We start from the raw sequence: 13,496 nt of genomic DNA on the forward strand, positions 1-13,496 counted from the left end.
GAGGGAATGGGCAGGGGCCGACGGCGAATCTTGAGCCATGAAACGCATCGAGATCAGCGAACTGACCAAGGACTACGGCACCCAGCGGGTCGTGGACCACCTCACCTTCGACGTCCTGCCCGGCCGGGTCACCGGCTTCCTCGGACCGAACGGCGCCGGCAAGTCCACGACCATGCGCCTCCTGTTGGGCCTGAGCCGGCCGACGGCCGGGACGGCCACCATCGGTGGCCGTGTGTTCAGGGAACTTCGCCACCCGCTGCGCGAGGTGGGAGCCCTGCTCGATCCCCAGGCGGCGCCGGGGGGTCACCGGGCCCGTGACCACCTGCTCGCGCTCGCCGTCAGCAACGGCATCCCCGTTCCGCGGGTGGACGCGGTGCTGGAGCAATCGGGGCTCGCCGCGATCGCCCGGAAGCGGATCGGCACCTTCTCACTCGGGATGCGCCAGCGCCTCGGCATAGCCGCCGCACTGCTGGGCGATCCGGCGGTACTGCTGCTGGACGAGCCGACCAACGGCCTCGATCCCGAGGGCATCATCTGGATCCGCGAGCTGATGCGCGGCCTCGCCGCCGAGGGCCGTACGGTCCTCGTCTCCAGCCACCTCATGGCCGAATCCGCCTCGTTCGTCGACCATCTGGTGGTGCTGGGGCAGGGCAGGCTCCTTGCCGACAGTTCCCTGAAGGAGTTCATCGACGCGCGCAGCGCCCCCCGGGTGAAGCTGCGGACCTCGGAACCCGACCGGCTGCGGGCCGCCCTGGAACGCGACGGGTTCGCGATGGCTCCCGCTGAGGAAGGGCGATGGACCGTCGACGGCATACCGGCTGAGCGGATCGGCGCCCTCGCGGCGCGTGAGGGCGTCCCGCTGCTGGAACTTGCCGACGAGCGGGCCTCGCTGGAGCAGGCCTACCTCGATCTCACTGCCGACCGCACCCCCTTCGCCGCCCATGCCGTCAACGCGGCCTGACCCCACGACGGGAGCCACCATCATGACCACCACCACCGCCGCCGCGTCCTCCACCGTCCAGACCGCCACGGCCCTGCCCACCCGACGCGTCCTGCGCTCGGAATGGATCAAGATACGTTCGGCCCGCTCGATCCTCGGTTCGCTGGCCGCCGTCTTCGCCGCCACGGCCGGCATCACGGTCCTCACCGCCGCCGCGATCGGTACGTCGGAGCCCGACGCTCTGGGGGACGACCGTCTGCTCGGGGCCTTCTTCGGAATCAACTTCGGGCAGATAGCGGCCATCGCCTTCGGTGCCACCGCGTTCGCCGGCGAGTTCCGCAATGGCGCACTGAGGGTCTCCCTCACCGCCGTGCCGAACCGGACCGCGCTCTACCTGTCCAAGGCGGCCGTGGTCGCCGGACTCGCCTTCGTCGTCGGGCAGATCACCGGGCTCGTCACCTTCCTCGCCGGTCAGGCCTTCATGGGGGAGTACGCGCTCTCCCTGGGTGACCCCGGGGCGCTGCGGGCCGTCTTCGGCAGCGGGACCTACCTGATGCTGATCGCCCTGTTCGCGGCCGGGCTGACCGCCTTGGTGCGCAGCGGAGCCCTGGTGATGAGCCTGCTCATACCGTTCCTCCTGATCGTGCCCTTCGTGGTCGGCCAGGTGGCCGGCGGCGCCATGGACTTCATGCCCGACCGGGCCGGCCAGATGGTGATGCGGATGGACGCGCAGGGGTCCCTGGGACCCTGGACGGGGCTGGGCGTGGCCGCACTGTGGGCCGTGCTGGCCCTCGCCGCCGGCTGGTTCGCGGTACGGCGCCGCGACGCGTGACGAAGGGCCAGATGTCAGTGGCCCCCGGAATACTGACGATATGACCACGGGACAGCAACTCGACCTGATCGACCGGCTGCGGGCGCAGGCCTTCGTGGACAAGCCGGTCCGGCTCGGCCGGCACAGCAGTGGCCCGGGTTACCACCTGGTACGGCTCGGCGGGACCCGGGACTTCTGGGACGACGACGGTTCCCGCCGAGCGGAGGCGGCCGAGCAGACCGGTGCCGAATACGGGGCGCTCACCCAGGCGGTGACCGGCCGGTGGGGGCAGCCCCAGGTCTTCTCCCTGGACTCCCTGACGCACCGCGGCCTCGCCGAGGAGGAGATACCGCAGCCGTGGCGGGAGCTGAGCCACACCACCGACCACCTGTACCTGTGGCGGGCCGGGGACCGGTGGCTGGTGGTCTGCGTGGCGCGGTGGGCCGAGGAGGACCCGTACCTGCTGATGGCGGCGGTCACCGTGGTCGACCCGCCGTGACGGCCCTCCCACCGTGACGCACTCCCGCCGTGACGGGGTGCGCGGTGGGTCAGGATCCGGGCCGGGCCTCGGCGGCCGCGCGCAGGCGGCCGTACTCCTGGGCCATGGACTCCGCGGTCCAGTGGGCGTTGAGGCCACTGGGATTGGGCAGGGCCCAGATCCGGGTGTCACCGATGGTGCGTTCCTGGGGGCCGATGGCGGCCTTCCGGTCGCCGAACGCGGTGCGGTAGGCGGTGACCCCGACCACGGCCAGCCACTGGGGGCGCAGGGCCTCCACCTTGGCCGTCAGGATCCGTCCGCCCTCGATGAACTCCTCGGCGCTCAGCTCGTCGGCGCGGGCGGTGGCCCGGGCCACGACGTTGGTGATGCCGAGGCGGTAGGAGAGCAGCTCCTGCTGCTCCTCCGGAGCCAGCCGGCGGGGGGTGAACCCCGACAGGTGCAGGACCGGCCAGAAACGGTTGCCGGGGCGGGCGAAGTGGTGGCCCGTCGCGGCGGAGAGGAGACCCGGATTGATCCCGCAGAACAACACACGCAGGCCGCCCGCGACCACGTCCGGGAGGACGCGGTCGCGGGCGGCGTCGAGCTCGTCGGGGGTCAGAGGATCGACCCCGGCGCGTACCCGGCGGCCTCCGGGTGCTGCTTCGCGATGGCCTCGATGCGCGAGACCACGGTCGCGACCTGGTCACCCGCGGCGCCGGTGAAGGACAGCTTGTCGGCCATGAGGGCGTCCAGCTGGGCGCGGTCCAGGGGCATCCGCTCGTCGGCGGCCAGCTTGTCCAGGAGCTCGTTGCGCTCGGCGCCCTGCTCGCGCATGGCGAGCGCGGAGGCCACGGCGTGCTCCTTGATGACCTCGTGCGCGGCCTCGCGGCCCACACCAGCGCGGACGGCGCCCATCAGGACCTTGGTGGTGGCGAGGAACGGCAGGTACCGGTCGAGCTCGCGGGCCACGACGGCCGGGAAGGCGCCGAACTCGTCCAGGACCGTCAGGAAGGTCTCCAGCAGGCCGTCGAAGGCGAAGAACGCGTCGGGCAGGGCCACGCGGCGGACCACGGAGCAGGACACGTCGCCCTCGTTCCACTGGTCGCCGGCCAGCTCGCCGGTCATCGAGGCGTAGCCGCGCAGGATGACCATCAGGCCGTTCACGCGCTCGCAGGAGCGGGTGTTCATCTTGTGCGGCATCGCGGAGGAGCCGACCTGGCCGGGCTTGAAGCCCTCGGTGACCAGCTCGTGGCCGGCCATCAGACGGATCGTCTTGGCGATCGAGGACGGGGCGGCGGCCAGCTGCACCAGGGCGGTGACCACGTCGTAGTCCAGCGAGCGCGGGTAGACCTGGCCGACCGAGGTGAAGGCCTGGGCGAAGCCCAGGTGGGTCGCGATCCGCTGCTCCAGGTCGGCGAGCTTGGCGGCGTCGCCGCCCAGCAGGTCCAGCATGTCCTGGGCGGTGCCGACCGGGCCCTTGATCCCGCGCAGCGGGTAGCGCTCCAGCAGGTCCTCCAGGCGGGCGTAGGCGACCAGCAGCTCGTCGGCGGCGGTCGCGAAGCGCTTGCCCAGGGTGGTCGCCTGCGCGGCCACGTTGTGGGAGCGGCCGGCCATGACCAGCTCGGCGTGCTCGCCGGCCAGCTTGCCGAGGCGGGCGAGGACGGCGACGGTGCGGTCCCGGGCCAGCTCCAGCGAGAGCCGGATCTGGAGCTGCTCGACGTTCTCGGTGAGGTCGCGGGAGGTCATGCCCTTGTGGACGTGCTCGTGACCGGCGAGGGCGTTGAACTCCTCGATCCGGGCCTTCACGTCGTGCCGGGTGACCTTCTCGCGCTCGGCGATGGACGCGAGGTCGACGGTTTCCAGGACGCGCTCGTAGTCGGCGAGGGCGGCGTCCGGGACCTCGATGCCGAGGTCCTTCTGGGCGCGCAGTACGGCGAGCCACAGCCGCCGCTCCAGCGTCACCTTGTACTCGGGGGACCACAGGACGGCGAGCTCCGCGGAGGCGTAGCGGCCGGCCAGGACATTGGGGATGCGGGGCTTGGCTGTCACGTGGAGGAATTCTACTTGGGCCGCGGCTGTGCGTTTACGCAGGTCGGGACACCGCCCGCGATTGTGCCTTGCTACGAGAGCCGGGAGCCTCCGAAGGGCAGCAGCTCCGCACGCTTCGGCGGAAGACCGTCCCCGGAGGAACGGCCCGTCAGCCGGCGCCCGATCCAGGGCAGCAGGTGCCGGCGGGCGAAGCGCAGGTCCTCGGTGCGCCGGGACGGCCAGCCCGGCGCGACGGCGGGCGGCAGCGGCGCCCGCCAGTCCTCCTCCGCCGGCAGGCCCAGGGCCTGCCAGACGGCCTCCGCCACCCGGCGGTGCCCCTCGGCCGTCAGGTGCAGCCGGTCGACGTCCCACAGGCGCGGGTCCCCGAGCACGGGAGCACCGTACAGGTCCACCAGCAGCGCGCCGTGCCGCTCGGCGAGCTCCTCCAGGATGGCGAAGAGCTCCTCCATCCGCGGGCGGAAGCGTTCCATGACGGGCCCGTTGCGGCCCGGCGAGCGCATCAGGACCAGCTGCCCGCAGGAGGGGGCCAGCAGCGCCACGGCCTCCTCCAGGTGGCCGCGGACCCGGCCCATGTCGACCTTCGGCCGCAGAGTGTCGTTCAGCCCGCCGACCAGCGTCACCACGTCGGCCCCCATCGCGGCGGCCACCGGGGCCTGCTCCCCGGCGATCTGCCCGATCAGCTTTCCGCGCACCGCCAGGTTGGCGTACCGGAAACCGGGACCGCGCCGCGCGAGGCGGTCGGCCAGCAGGTCGGCCCAGCCCCGGTAGGAGCCGTCCGGGAGCAGGTCCGACATGCCCTCGGTGAAGGAGTCGCCGACCGCGACGAAACTGGTGTAAGACGCATTCATCTCCATGGCGGGAGCGATGCTACCGCGCGGTACCCCGGCCGCGCAGGGCCGGGGAGCGGACTCCGGGCGCCGCCTCAGGCGGAGGTCGGCCGTCCGAACAGTTCGCGCAGCACGTCCTCCATCGTCACCAGGCCCGTCATGGCCCCGTCGGCCCCCAGCACGGCGGCCAGGTGCGTCCGGCTGCGCCGCATGGCGGTCAGCACGTCGTCCAGCGGGGTCTCCGCCCGTACCTGCGCGATCGGGCGCAGCTCGGCCGACGGGAACGGCTCGTCCCGTTCGGTCACGTCCAGGGCGTCCTTGACGTGCAGGTAGCCCAGGATCCGGTGCTGGGGGTCGATCACCGGGAAGCGGGAGTACCCCGACGCGGCGGACAGCTGCTCCAGGCCGGCCGCACTGATGCCCAGCCGGGCCGCGATCACCTGGTCCGCGGGCAGCACCACGTCGGTCACCGGCCGGCGGCCCAGTTCCAGGGCGTCGTGCAGCCGCTCGCTCGCCCGGTCGTCGATGAGCCCGGCGTCACTGGAGTCCTTGACCATCCGGGCCAGCTCGTCGTCCGAGAAGGTCGCCGCTACCTCGTCCTTCACCTCCACCCGCAGCAGCCGCAGCAGCGAGTTGGCGAAGGCGTTGACCGCGAAGATCACCGGCCTCAGCCCCCTGGCCACGCCCACCAGCGGCGGCCCCAGCAGCAGCGCCGTGCGCACCGGCTCGGACAGGGCCACGTTCTTCGGCAGCATCTCGCCGAACAGCATGTGCAGGTACGTCGCCAGCGCCAGCGCCACCACGAACGAGATCGCGTGGGTCACCCCGGACGGCACGCCCACGGCGTCGAGCAGCGGCGTCAGCAGGTGGGCGATGGCGGGCTCGGCCACCGCGCCCAGCACCAGCGTGCACAGGGTGATGCCCAGCTGGGCGGCGGCCATCAGCGCGGACACGTGCTCCAGCCCCCACAGGACCGAGTGGGCGCGCCGGTCGCCCTGTTCGGCGTACGGCTCGATCTGGCTGCGCCGGACCGAGATCATCGCGAACTCCGCGCCGACGAAGAAGGCGTTGACGACCAGGGTGGCCAGGCCGATCAGCAGCTGGACGGCGGTCATCGGGCGTCCTCCGTCCGCGCGTCACCGACGGGTTCGGCGGGTGCGTGCAGGAGCACGCGCGCGGCGCGCCTCCCGCCGGCGTCGACCACGTCCAGCTGCCAGCCGTCCAGTTCCAGGCTGTCGCCGACGGCCGGGATCCGGCCCAGTTCCGTGGCCACCAGCCCGGCCAGGGTCTCGTACGGTCCGTCCGGCACGCGCAGCCCGATCTGCCGCAGCTGGTCGGTGCGGGCGGCGCCGTCGGCGGAGTAGAGGGGGCGTCCGGCCTCGTCCGTACCGGCGGGAGCCAGGTCCGAGGTCTCGTGCGGGTCGTGCTCGTCGCGGACCTCCCCGACGACCTCCTCGACGATGTCCTCCAGCGTCGCCACTCCGGCCGTACCGCCGTACTCGTCGATGACGACGGCCATCGTCTGCCTGCCGGACAGCCGGTCCAGCAGCCGGTCCACCGTCAGCGACTCCGGTACGAGCAGTGGCGCGCGCAGCAGCTGCGACACCGGACGGCGGTGACGCTCCTCGGCGGGCAGCGCCAGTACGTCCTTGATGTGGACCGTGCCGACGACGGTGTCGAGGCTGCCCCGGTAGACCGGGAAGCGGGACAGGCCGGTCGCCATGGTCGCGTTCGCCACGTCCTCGGCGGTGGTCTGCACGTCCAGGGCGGTCACCTGCACGCGCGGGGTCATGACGTTCTCGGCCGTCAGGTCGGCCAGGTTCAGGGTCCGTACGAACAGTTCGGCGGTGTCCTTCTCCAGCGCGCCCGCCTTCGCGGAGTGCCGGGCGAGGGCCACCAGCTCCTGCGGGCTGCGCGCGGAGGCCAGCTCCTCGGCGGGCTCCATGCCGAACCGCCTGACGAGATGGTTCGCGGTGGTGTTCAGATGGCTGATCAGGGGCTTGAAGGCCCGGCTGAACACCCGCTGCGCGGTGGCCACCCGCTTGGCGATCGCCAGGGGCGAGGAGATCGCCCAGTTCTTCGGCACGAGTTCGCCGACGACCATGAGCACGACCGTCGACAGCGCGGTGCCGAGCGCGAGGGCGGTGGACGAGGCGGCGGAGGGCGACAGGCCCATGGCCTCCAAGGGGCCCTGGAGCAGGGCGGAGATCGACGGCTTGGAGAGCATGCCGATGACCAGTCCGGTCACGGTGATGCCGAGCTGGGCGCCGGACAGCTGGAACGTGAGGCTGCGGACGGCGGTCAGGGCACTGTCCGCGCCCCGCTCACCGCGCTCCACGGCGCGTTCGAGTTCGCTGCGCTCGACGGTGGTCAGCGAGAACTCGGCCGCGACGAAGACCCCGCAGGCGACGCACAGCAGCAGCGCCACGACGAGCAGGAGCACTTCGGTCATCGGTCGATCACCTCCGTCCCATGATCAGTCAGGCGGAGGGGTGCCGCGCGGTGTCGCGCGCACCTGTGCGGGGGCCGGGTGCCGGGGGGTTCGCCCATGGGCGGACGCTCACACCTTTCGGTCGGGACGGAACGGGAGATCGCGGGGGAACCCTTCCCCGGGTCGGCAAAGGAAGGGCAAAGGCGGCCGATCGCCCTTCTGGCCGAGTCCGGGCAGGTGATGGGATCCGGTCATGAACGATCTTCACATCGCTCCCGCCTCGGCGGCCGACCTGACCGCCGTGCTCGACTTCTGGCAGGCCGCCGCCAAGGGCACGAGCATCAGCGACGACCTCGCCGGGGTCGAGCGGCTCCACGCCCGGGACCCCGGGGCCCTGCTGCTGGCCCGGCGGGACGGGGAGCTCGTCGGCACCGTCGTCGCCGGGTTCGACGGCTGGCGCTGCCACCTCTACCGGCTCGCGGTGCACCCCGGCCACCGTCGGCAGGGCATCGGCTCGGCCCTGCTGGCCGCCGCGGAGGAACGGTTCGCTGCCCTGGGCGGCCGCAGGGCCGACGCGATGGTGCTCGACGGGAACGCGGGGGCGCACGGGGCGTGGGACGCGGCCGGCTACCACCCCGAGGACATCTGGACGCGCTGGGTCAAGCCGCTCACGGCCTGAGGCCGGACGGGTGACCGGGCGCCTCCGGTGCCTCCGGGGACGTCAGGGAACGCGGCGGGCCGAGCCGATCACGCAGTACGAGGTGGGCAGGGCGGGGCCGCGCTCGGGCAGCCGGAAGGAGCGCTGCGACACGATCCGGAACCCGGCGGCCTCGATCGCGGCGAGGGGATCACGGGCGGTGTGACAGCCGCCGAAGAGGCGGGGCCAGACGGTCCGGTCCAGCCCGCGCTGCACGGCGGCCATGCCGGGGCCGGGGGCGAGCCCGTGTTCCAGGAACCGCAGCTCGGCCTCGGGGCGCAGCACCCGGTGGAGCTCGGAGAGGGCGCGCGGCAGGTTGCGTACGGTGCACAGCACCAGCGAGGCGACGGCGGCGTCGAAGGCCTCGCTCTTGACGGGCAGGGCCTCGGCGACCCCCGGTACGAGGTCCACCGGGACCTCGGCGCGCAGCGCGGCGGCGGCCGCGAGCCGGCGCAGGGTGCGCTCCGGTTCGACGGCGACGACCTCGGAGACGGCGCGCGGGTAGTGGCCGAAGTTCAGGCCGTTGCCTGCGCCGATCTCGATGACGCGGCCGGAGACGCCGTGCAGCAGCTCGCGGCGCAGGGCGGCCATGCCGGCACGGGTCTCGGCGGCGCTGCTGGCGCGGGCGTAGAACCGGGCGAAGTACGGGTGGTGGACCGGATCGGGGGGAGGTGCGGGCATGGCGGCCTCCGGGCGCGGGTCGGGGCTGACGGTGCGCGTGCGCTGCGGTGCTGTTTCCCCGCGTCCGTGCTCCGCGAAACCGGACGGCGGACAAAGCGGCCGGGACCCGTCGGGACGGGCGGCGCCGGTACCGCACAAACGATTCACCCCGAGGCGTCATCGCGGGAACCGGAACCGGAATCGAGCCCGCGTCCGCCGCTCCCGGGGACCCGGACCCGGGTCCGGACCCGGGTCCGAACCCGGCCCGGCCCGGTTCGCCCGCCGGGGACTGGCAATAATCGGCACGCGGCGGCCCCACCGGGCGCCGCTCGGCAACCACATGGAGAACCGTGATACCCCGTACGAAGCCCGTCCGGGCCGCAGCCGCCGCGCTGTTCGCCGCCGCACTGTTCCTGACGGCCGGCTGCGGCGCGCCCCCGGAGGAGGAGGGGGCCGAGGCGGCCGCTTCCGACGACGGGGGCTTCGCGGCGGTGGCGGCCCACTGCGAGGGGCGCGGCTCGGGGGCCGCGCCCGTCGCCCCGGACAGCCCGGGGGAGCTCCCCGCGGACCCGGAGGCGCGCAAGTACGCGGAGAACCACGCCTACAAGCAGCGGGCCGGGCTCAGCGACGAGGGGAAGTGCCGTGGCGACGCCCACGCCGTCCGGGTCAGGAAGGCGCTGTCCGGCACCGGCGGCGCGGCGGGTCCCCAGAACCCGGCGGAGCTGACCGCGCTGCTCCAGGGCCTCGGCTACCCCGTGTCCAGCGGCGACGTGTACGCCTCCGGAGGCTCGGGCCTCGGCTTCGCGGTGTGGATCCCCGAGACCGGTCCCTGCCTGTCCGGCGTACTGGGCACCCCGGCCAGGGTCGAGGCGCACGGCGTGTACATGGAGGGCGGCTGCCGGGAGCCGAGCGGCGGCCACTGACCCGGCGCCCTCCGCCCGGGGTCCCGCCGCGAGGCTCCGGCCCCCGCCGGGCCGGCGGTCAGGGGCGCGGCCCCGGGGACGGCGGGCCGCCCGGAGGCCGCCCGGAGGCCGCCCGGCACACCGCACCCGCGTCCAGGAGTGCCCCGGCACCCCCGGCGCGGCTGCGGGCGGCCGGCGGTTCAGCCCGGGAGCGCCCCCGCGAGGGGCGGTGGTGCCCAGCGGGTGAGGAAGGGCCCGGCCGTCCAGGTGCCGTCCAGGGCCGGCGCCAGCCAGCCCGGGGCGGCCGCGCGGAAGCGGTCCGGCGACAGGGCGCCGGAGCCTTCGGGCACCGCGCCCAGCAGCGGGATGCCGGAGCTCCCCGGGAGGTCGGCGAGGTTGCAGCGGGAGGCCAGGTCCGGTTCGGCGGGCCAGCTGCCGACGACCACGCCGAGCGGGCTCAGGGCCCGGGCGCGCAGGGCTTCCGCGGTCAGGGTGGTGGAGTTGAGCGTGCCGAGCCCGGCGGGGGCGACCACCAGCACCGGGGCCGACAGCAGCCTGGCCGCGTCGGCGAGGGTGTGGCCGTCCTCGTCGAAGCGGACGAGCAGGCCGCCCGCGCCCTCCACGAGGACGAGGTCGTGATCGGAGGCCAGCCGCGCCGCGGCCTCCGCGATCTCGGCGGGGGACAGGCACGGCAGGCCGGAGCGCCGGGCGGCGGTGTCCGGGGCCAACGGCTCCGGGTAGCGGGCCAGTTCCAGCGCGGTAACGGACGGGCCGGCGAGGCGTACGGCCTCGGCGGCGTCCCCGGGCTCGTCGGGGCCGACGCCGGTCTGCGCGGGCTTGAGCACCGCCACCGACCGGCCGGCGGCCACGGCGGCCGCCGCGATCGCGGAGGTGACCACCGTCTTGCCGATTTCGGTGCCCGTACCGGACACGAAGAGGACGGACACCGGCCTCATCCTTCCCGCGCCGCCGCGACGGCCGCGCGGCAGATCCGGGCCACGTCGGCGTCGCCGGTGACGAACGGGGGCATCGTGTAGATCATGTCGCGGAACGGGCGCAGCCAGACGCCTTCGCGGACCGCCGCCCGGGTCGCGGCGGCGACGTCGACCTCGTGCGTCAGCTGGATCACGCCGATGGCGCCCAGCACCCGTACGTCCCGCACGCCGGGGAGGCCGGCCGCCGGGGCCAGGCCCTCGCGCAGGCCCGCCTCGATGCGCTTGACCTCGCCGGCCCAGTCCTGGCCGAGCAGCAGGTCGATCGAGGCCAGCGCGACGGCGGTGGCGAGCGGGTTGCCCATGAAGGTCGGCCCGTGCGCGAGGACCGGGACCTCTCCCCGGGAGATCCCGTCGGCCACCCGGGACGTGCACAGCGTCGCGGCGAGCGTGAGGTAACCACCGGTCAGCGACTTGCCGAGGCACATCACGTCCGGGGTGATCCCCGCGTGGTCCGCGGCGAAGAGGGCGCCGGTGCGGCCGAAGCCGGTGGCGATCTCGTCCAGGATCAGCAGGACGTCGTACTCGTCGCAGAGCTCGCGCAGCACCCGCAGGTGGTCCGGGTGGTGGAAGCGCATGCCGCCCGCGCCCTGCACGACCGGTTCCACGATGACGGCGGCCAGCTCGTCCGCGTGCGCGGAGAGCAGGGAGCGCAGGTGGTCGGCGTACGCCGGGTCCACGGGCGTGTCGAAGCCCCCGGTCGGGGCGTCCGCGAAGACCTGCCGGGGCAGGTGGCCCTGCCACAGCTCGTGCATGCCGCCGTCGGGATCGCAGACGGCCATGGGCTGCCAGGTGTCGCCGTGGTAGCCGCCGCGCCAGGTCAGCATCCGGGTCTTGCCGGTGCGGCCGAGCGAACGCCAGTACTGCAGGCACATCTTGACGGCGACTTCGACGGAGACCGAGCCGGAATCGCAGAGGAAGACGTGCTCCAGGCCCGCCGGGGTGATCTCGACGAGCTTCGCCGCGAGCCGGACGGCGGGCTCGTGGGTGAGCCCGCCGAACATCACGTGCGACATCCTGCCGAGCTGGGCCGTCACGGCCTCGTTCAGCACCGGGTGGTTGTACCCGTGGATGGCGGACCACCAGGAGGACATGCCGTCGACCAGCTCGTCCTGGCCCTCGGCCGGGGCGCCGAGGCGCAGCCGGACCCCCGAGGCCGAGGCGACGATCAGCGGCTCCTGGCGTCCCGGCATCGGACCGTACGGATGCCAGACGTGCTGCCGGTCCAGTTCGAGGAGTTCGGCGGCCGGCAGCGCGTCCGGCCGGCGGTACGGGGGGTGAGGATGGTTCTGATCAGGCATTGGGGGCGAGGTCCGTTCCCGCGCCGCGGCGGCGCACCGCCACGAGGTCCGGGCGTACCTCGCCCGCCTCCGCCTGGGCCGGCACCTCGCCGACGGCCGCGGCCGGTTCGGCGTGGCCGGAGCAGCCGCCGCAGGCGGAACCGCAGCCGGCACCGGCGGACTCCGGCGCGGAGCCGGAGCCGCAGACGGACGCGGCACCGGAGCCGCACGGGCTGCCCGCGGGAGCCGCCGCGGCGGCGGCGATGTCGGAGCGGTGCGCGGGGAGCGTCGACGTACCGGCGCCCTCCACCTCGAAGCCGGCGTCCGCGATCATGTCGAGGTCGGCCTGGCCGGCCTGGCCCTCGCTGGTGAGGTAGTCGCCGAGGAAGATCGAGTTGACCAGGTGCAGGGCCAGCGGCTGCATCGTGCGCAGGTGGACCTCGCGCCCGCCGGCGAGCCGGACCTCGACGTCGGGGCAGACGAACCGCACCATCGCCAGGATCCGCAGGGCGCGCTGCGGGGTGAGGTTCCACTCCTTGGCCAGCGGGGTGCCCTCGAACGGGATCAGGAAGTTGACCGGCACGGAGTCGGGGTCCAGCTCGCGCAGCGAGTAGACGACGTCGACGAGGTCCTCGTCGCTCTCGCCCATGCCCGCGATCAGGCCGGAGCAGGCCGACAGGCCGGCCGCGTGCGCCTTCTGCACGGTGTCGACGCGGTCCGCGTACGTGTGGGTCTTGGTGATCTGCCCGTACGTGGCCTCGGAGGTGTTGAGGTTGTGGTTGTAGGCGTCGGCGCCCGCGTCGCGGAGCCGCTCGGCCTGGCCGTCGGAGAGCAGGCCCAGGCAGGCGCAGACCTCGACGCCCTCGTTCTGTTCCTTGATGGCCGCGATCGTCTTGCCGACGCGGTCCACGTCCCGGTCCGTCGGACCGCGGCCGCTCGCCACGAGACAGACCCGCTTGGCGCCGCCCGCGACGCCGGCCGCGGCCGCCTCGGAGGCCTCCTCCGGCTTGAGCCAGGTGTACTTGAGGATCTCGGCCTTCGAGCCCAGGCGCTGGGAGCAGTACGAGCAGTCCTCGGGACAGAGTCCCGACTTCAGGTTGACCAGGTAGTTCAGCTTGACCCGACGGCCGAACCACTGGCGGCGCACCTTGCCGGCCGCGGCCACCACGTCGAGCAGTTCGTCGTCAGAGGTCGCCAGCACGGCGAGTGCCTCTTCGCGGGTCGGCAGCTCTCGCCGCAGCCCCTTGTCCACCAGGGTGTTCAGCAGGTCCATGAGGCCGATCCTGGACCACACGACCACTCCCGGCCAAGGAGAGAATGAACAACATGGCCGGAACGGAGTGTGTGTATCGCCACACCTGGCGCACGGGTCACGGCGGCTAGGGTCTTTCTGATCTGTGGACTGCCGACAAAAAACGAGGACCCGCCG

At 73.5% G+C, this 13,496-nt stretch carries 14 protein-coding genes; 5 read left to right on the plus strand and 9 right to left on the minus strand.

Going from position 1 to position 13,496, the window contains the following annotated elements:
• The first annotated feature begins 37 nt into the window (after positions 1-37).
• The 3 genes from ABZZ17_RS20840 to ABZZ17_RS20850 are packed head-to-tail and all read left to right on the plus strand — an operon-like array spanning position 38 to position 2,250.
• Positions 38-961 (plus strand): ATP-binding cassette domain-containing protein, encoded by a 924-nt coding sequence (locus tag ABZZ17_RS20840; RefSeq protein WP_356877776.1) that lies wholly within the window; start codon positions 38-40, stop codon positions 959-961.
• A 22-nt stretch (positions 962-983) separates the two neighbouring features.
• Positions 984-1,772 (plus strand): ABC transporter permease, encoded by a 789-nt coding sequence (locus ABZZ17_RS20845; protein ID WP_356877777.1) that lies wholly within the window; start codon positions 984-986, stop codon positions 1,770-1,772.
• A gap of 40 nt (positions 1,773-1,812) precedes the next feature.
• Entirely contained in the window at positions 1,813-2,250 is a 438-nt protein-coding gene (locus ABZZ17_RS20850) for a hypothetical protein (protein WP_356877778.1), read from the plus strand.
• A gap of 49 nt (positions 2,251-2,299) precedes the next feature.
• On the opposite strand, the gene mug is transcribed toward ABZZ17_RS20850, so the two are convergent.
• The 5 genes from mug to ABZZ17_RS20875 form a co-directional block, all read right to left on the minus strand.
• Entirely contained in the window at positions 2,300-2,848 is a 549-nt protein-coding gene (mug, locus tag ABZZ17_RS20855; RefSeq protein ID WP_356877839.1) for a G/U mismatch-specific DNA glycosylase, read from the minus strand.
• Positions 2,845-4,278 (minus strand): adenylosuccinate lyase, encoded by a 1,434-nt coding sequence (gene purB, locus ABZZ17_RS20860; protein WP_356877779.1) that lies wholly within the window; start codon positions 4,276-4,278, stop codon positions 2,845-2,847. The genes mug and purB overlap by 4 nt, the downstream gene beginning before the upstream one ends.
• 71 nt (positions 4,279-4,349) lie before the next feature.
• Entirely contained in the window at positions 4,350-5,132 is a 783-nt protein-coding gene (locus ABZZ17_RS20865) for an SGNH/GDSL hydrolase family protein (RefSeq protein WP_356877780.1), read from the minus strand.
• A 68-nt stretch (positions 5,133-5,200) separates the two neighbouring features.
• Positions 5,201-6,220: a hemolysin family protein gene (locus ABZZ17_RS20870; RefSeq protein WP_356877781.1), complete on the minus strand. Its 1,020-nt coding sequence runs from the start codon at positions 6,218-6,220 to the stop codon at positions 5,201-5,203.
• On the minus strand, positions 6,217-7,557 hold the full coding sequence (locus tag ABZZ17_RS20875; protein WP_356877782.1) for a hemolysin family protein: 1,341 nt from the start codon (positions 7,555-7,557) through the stop codon (positions 6,217-6,219). The genes ABZZ17_RS20870 and ABZZ17_RS20875 overlap by 4 nt, the downstream gene beginning before the upstream one ends.
• Before the next feature lie 232 nt (positions 7,558-7,789).
• Here ABZZ17_RS20875 and ABZZ17_RS20880 point away from each other — a divergent pair, with 232 nt between their 5' ends.
• A complete protein-coding gene (locus ABZZ17_RS20880; RefSeq protein WP_356877783.1) occupies positions 7,790-8,215 on the plus strand; it encodes a GNAT family N-acetyltransferase in 426 nt (141 codons plus the stop codon).
• A 42-nt stretch (positions 8,216-8,257) separates the two neighbouring features.
• Here ABZZ17_RS20880 and ABZZ17_RS20885 read toward each other — a convergent pair whose 3' ends face one another.
• Positions 8,258-8,914 carry a class I SAM-dependent methyltransferase gene (locus ABZZ17_RS20885; protein ID WP_356877784.1) on the minus strand — a complete coding sequence of 219 codons (657 nt, stop codon included), beginning with the start codon at positions 8,912-8,914 and terminating at the stop codon, positions 8,258-8,260.
• 329 nt (positions 8,915-9,243) lie between these two features.
• Here ABZZ17_RS20885 and ABZZ17_RS20890 point away from each other — a divergent pair, with 329 nt between their 5' ends.
• Complete coding sequence (locus ABZZ17_RS20890) at positions 9,244-9,816, plus strand: hypothetical protein (protein WP_356877785.1); 573 nt, start codon at positions 9,244-9,246, stop codon at positions 9,814-9,816.
• A 179-nt stretch (positions 9,817-9,995) separates the two neighbouring features.
• On the opposite strand, the gene bioD is transcribed toward ABZZ17_RS20890, so the two are convergent.
• Genes bioD through bioB form a run of 3 tightly spaced genes read right to left on the minus strand, consistent with a single transcriptional unit; the run spans position 9,996 to position 13,340 of the window.
• The gene (gene bioD / locus ABZZ17_RS20895; protein WP_356877786.1) at positions 9,996-10,742 is read right to left on the minus strand and encodes a dethiobiotin synthase; all 747 of its coding nucleotides are present in this window, start codon (positions 10,740-10,742) and stop codon (positions 9,996-9,998) included.
• A gap of 5 nt (positions 10,743-10,747) precedes the next feature.
• Positions 10,748-12,088: an adenosylmethionine--8-amino-7-oxononanoate transaminase gene (locus tag ABZZ17_RS20900; RefSeq protein WP_356877787.1), complete on the minus strand. Its 1,341-nt coding sequence runs from the start codon at positions 12,086-12,088 to the stop codon at positions 10,748-10,750.
• The gene (gene bioB, locus ABZZ17_RS20905) at positions 12,081-13,340 is read right to left on the minus strand and encodes a biotin synthase BioB (RefSeq protein WP_356877788.1); all 1,260 of its coding nucleotides are present in this window, start codon (positions 13,338-13,340) and stop codon (positions 12,081-12,083) included. Before bioB ends, ABZZ17_RS20900 begins: the two co-directional genes overlap by 8 nt.
• Between the last annotated feature and the right edge of the window lie 156 nt (positions 13,341-13,496).

Origin of the sequence: Streptomyces sp. NPDC006512, from assembly GCF_040611935.1 — a bacterium.
Taxonomy (GTDB): Bacteria; Actinomycetota; Actinomycetes; order Streptomycetales; family Streptomycetaceae; genus Streptomyces.

Bases quoted from the DNA above. Each gene is read 5' to 3' on its own strand.
- ABZZ17_RS20840 (WP_356877776.1), top strand. From the start codon at position 38: ATGAAACGCATCGAGATCAGCGAACTGACCAAGGACTACGGCACCCAG.
- ABZZ17_RS20845 (WP_356877777.1), top strand. From the start codon at position 984: ATGACCACCACCACCGCCGCCGCGTCCTCCACCGTCCAGACCGCCACG.
- ABZZ17_RS20850 (WP_356877778.1), top strand. From the start codon at position 1,813: ATGACCACGGGACAGCAACTCGACCTGATCGACCGGCTGCGGGCGCAG.
- ABZZ17_RS20865 (WP_356877780.1), bottom strand. From the start codon at position 5,132: ATGGAGATGAATGCGTCTTACACCAGTTTCGTCGCGGTCGGCGACTCC.
- ABZZ17_RS20870 (WP_356877781.1), bottom strand. From the start codon at position 6,220: ATGACCGCCGTCCAGCTGCTGATCGGCCTGGCCACCCTGGTCGTCAAC.
- ABZZ17_RS20875 (WP_356877782.1), bottom strand. From the start codon at position 7,557: ATGACCGAAGTGCTCCTGCTCGTCGTGGCGCTGCTGCTGTGCGTCGCC.
- ABZZ17_RS20880 (WP_356877783.1), top strand. From the start codon at position 7,790: ATGAACGATCTTCACATCGCTCCCGCCTCGGCGGCCGACCTGACCGCC.
- ABZZ17_RS20885 (WP_356877784.1), bottom strand. From the start codon at position 8,914: ATGCCCGCACCTCCCCCCGATCCGGTCCACCACCCGTACTTCGCCCGG.
- ABZZ17_RS20900 (WP_356877787.1), bottom strand. From the start codon at position 12,088: ATGCCTGATCAGAACCATCCTCACCCCCCGTACCGCCGGCCGGACGCG.
- bioB (WP_356877788.1), bottom strand. From the start codon at position 13,340: ATGGACCTGCTGAACACCCTGGTGGACAAGGGGCTGCGGCGAGAGCTG.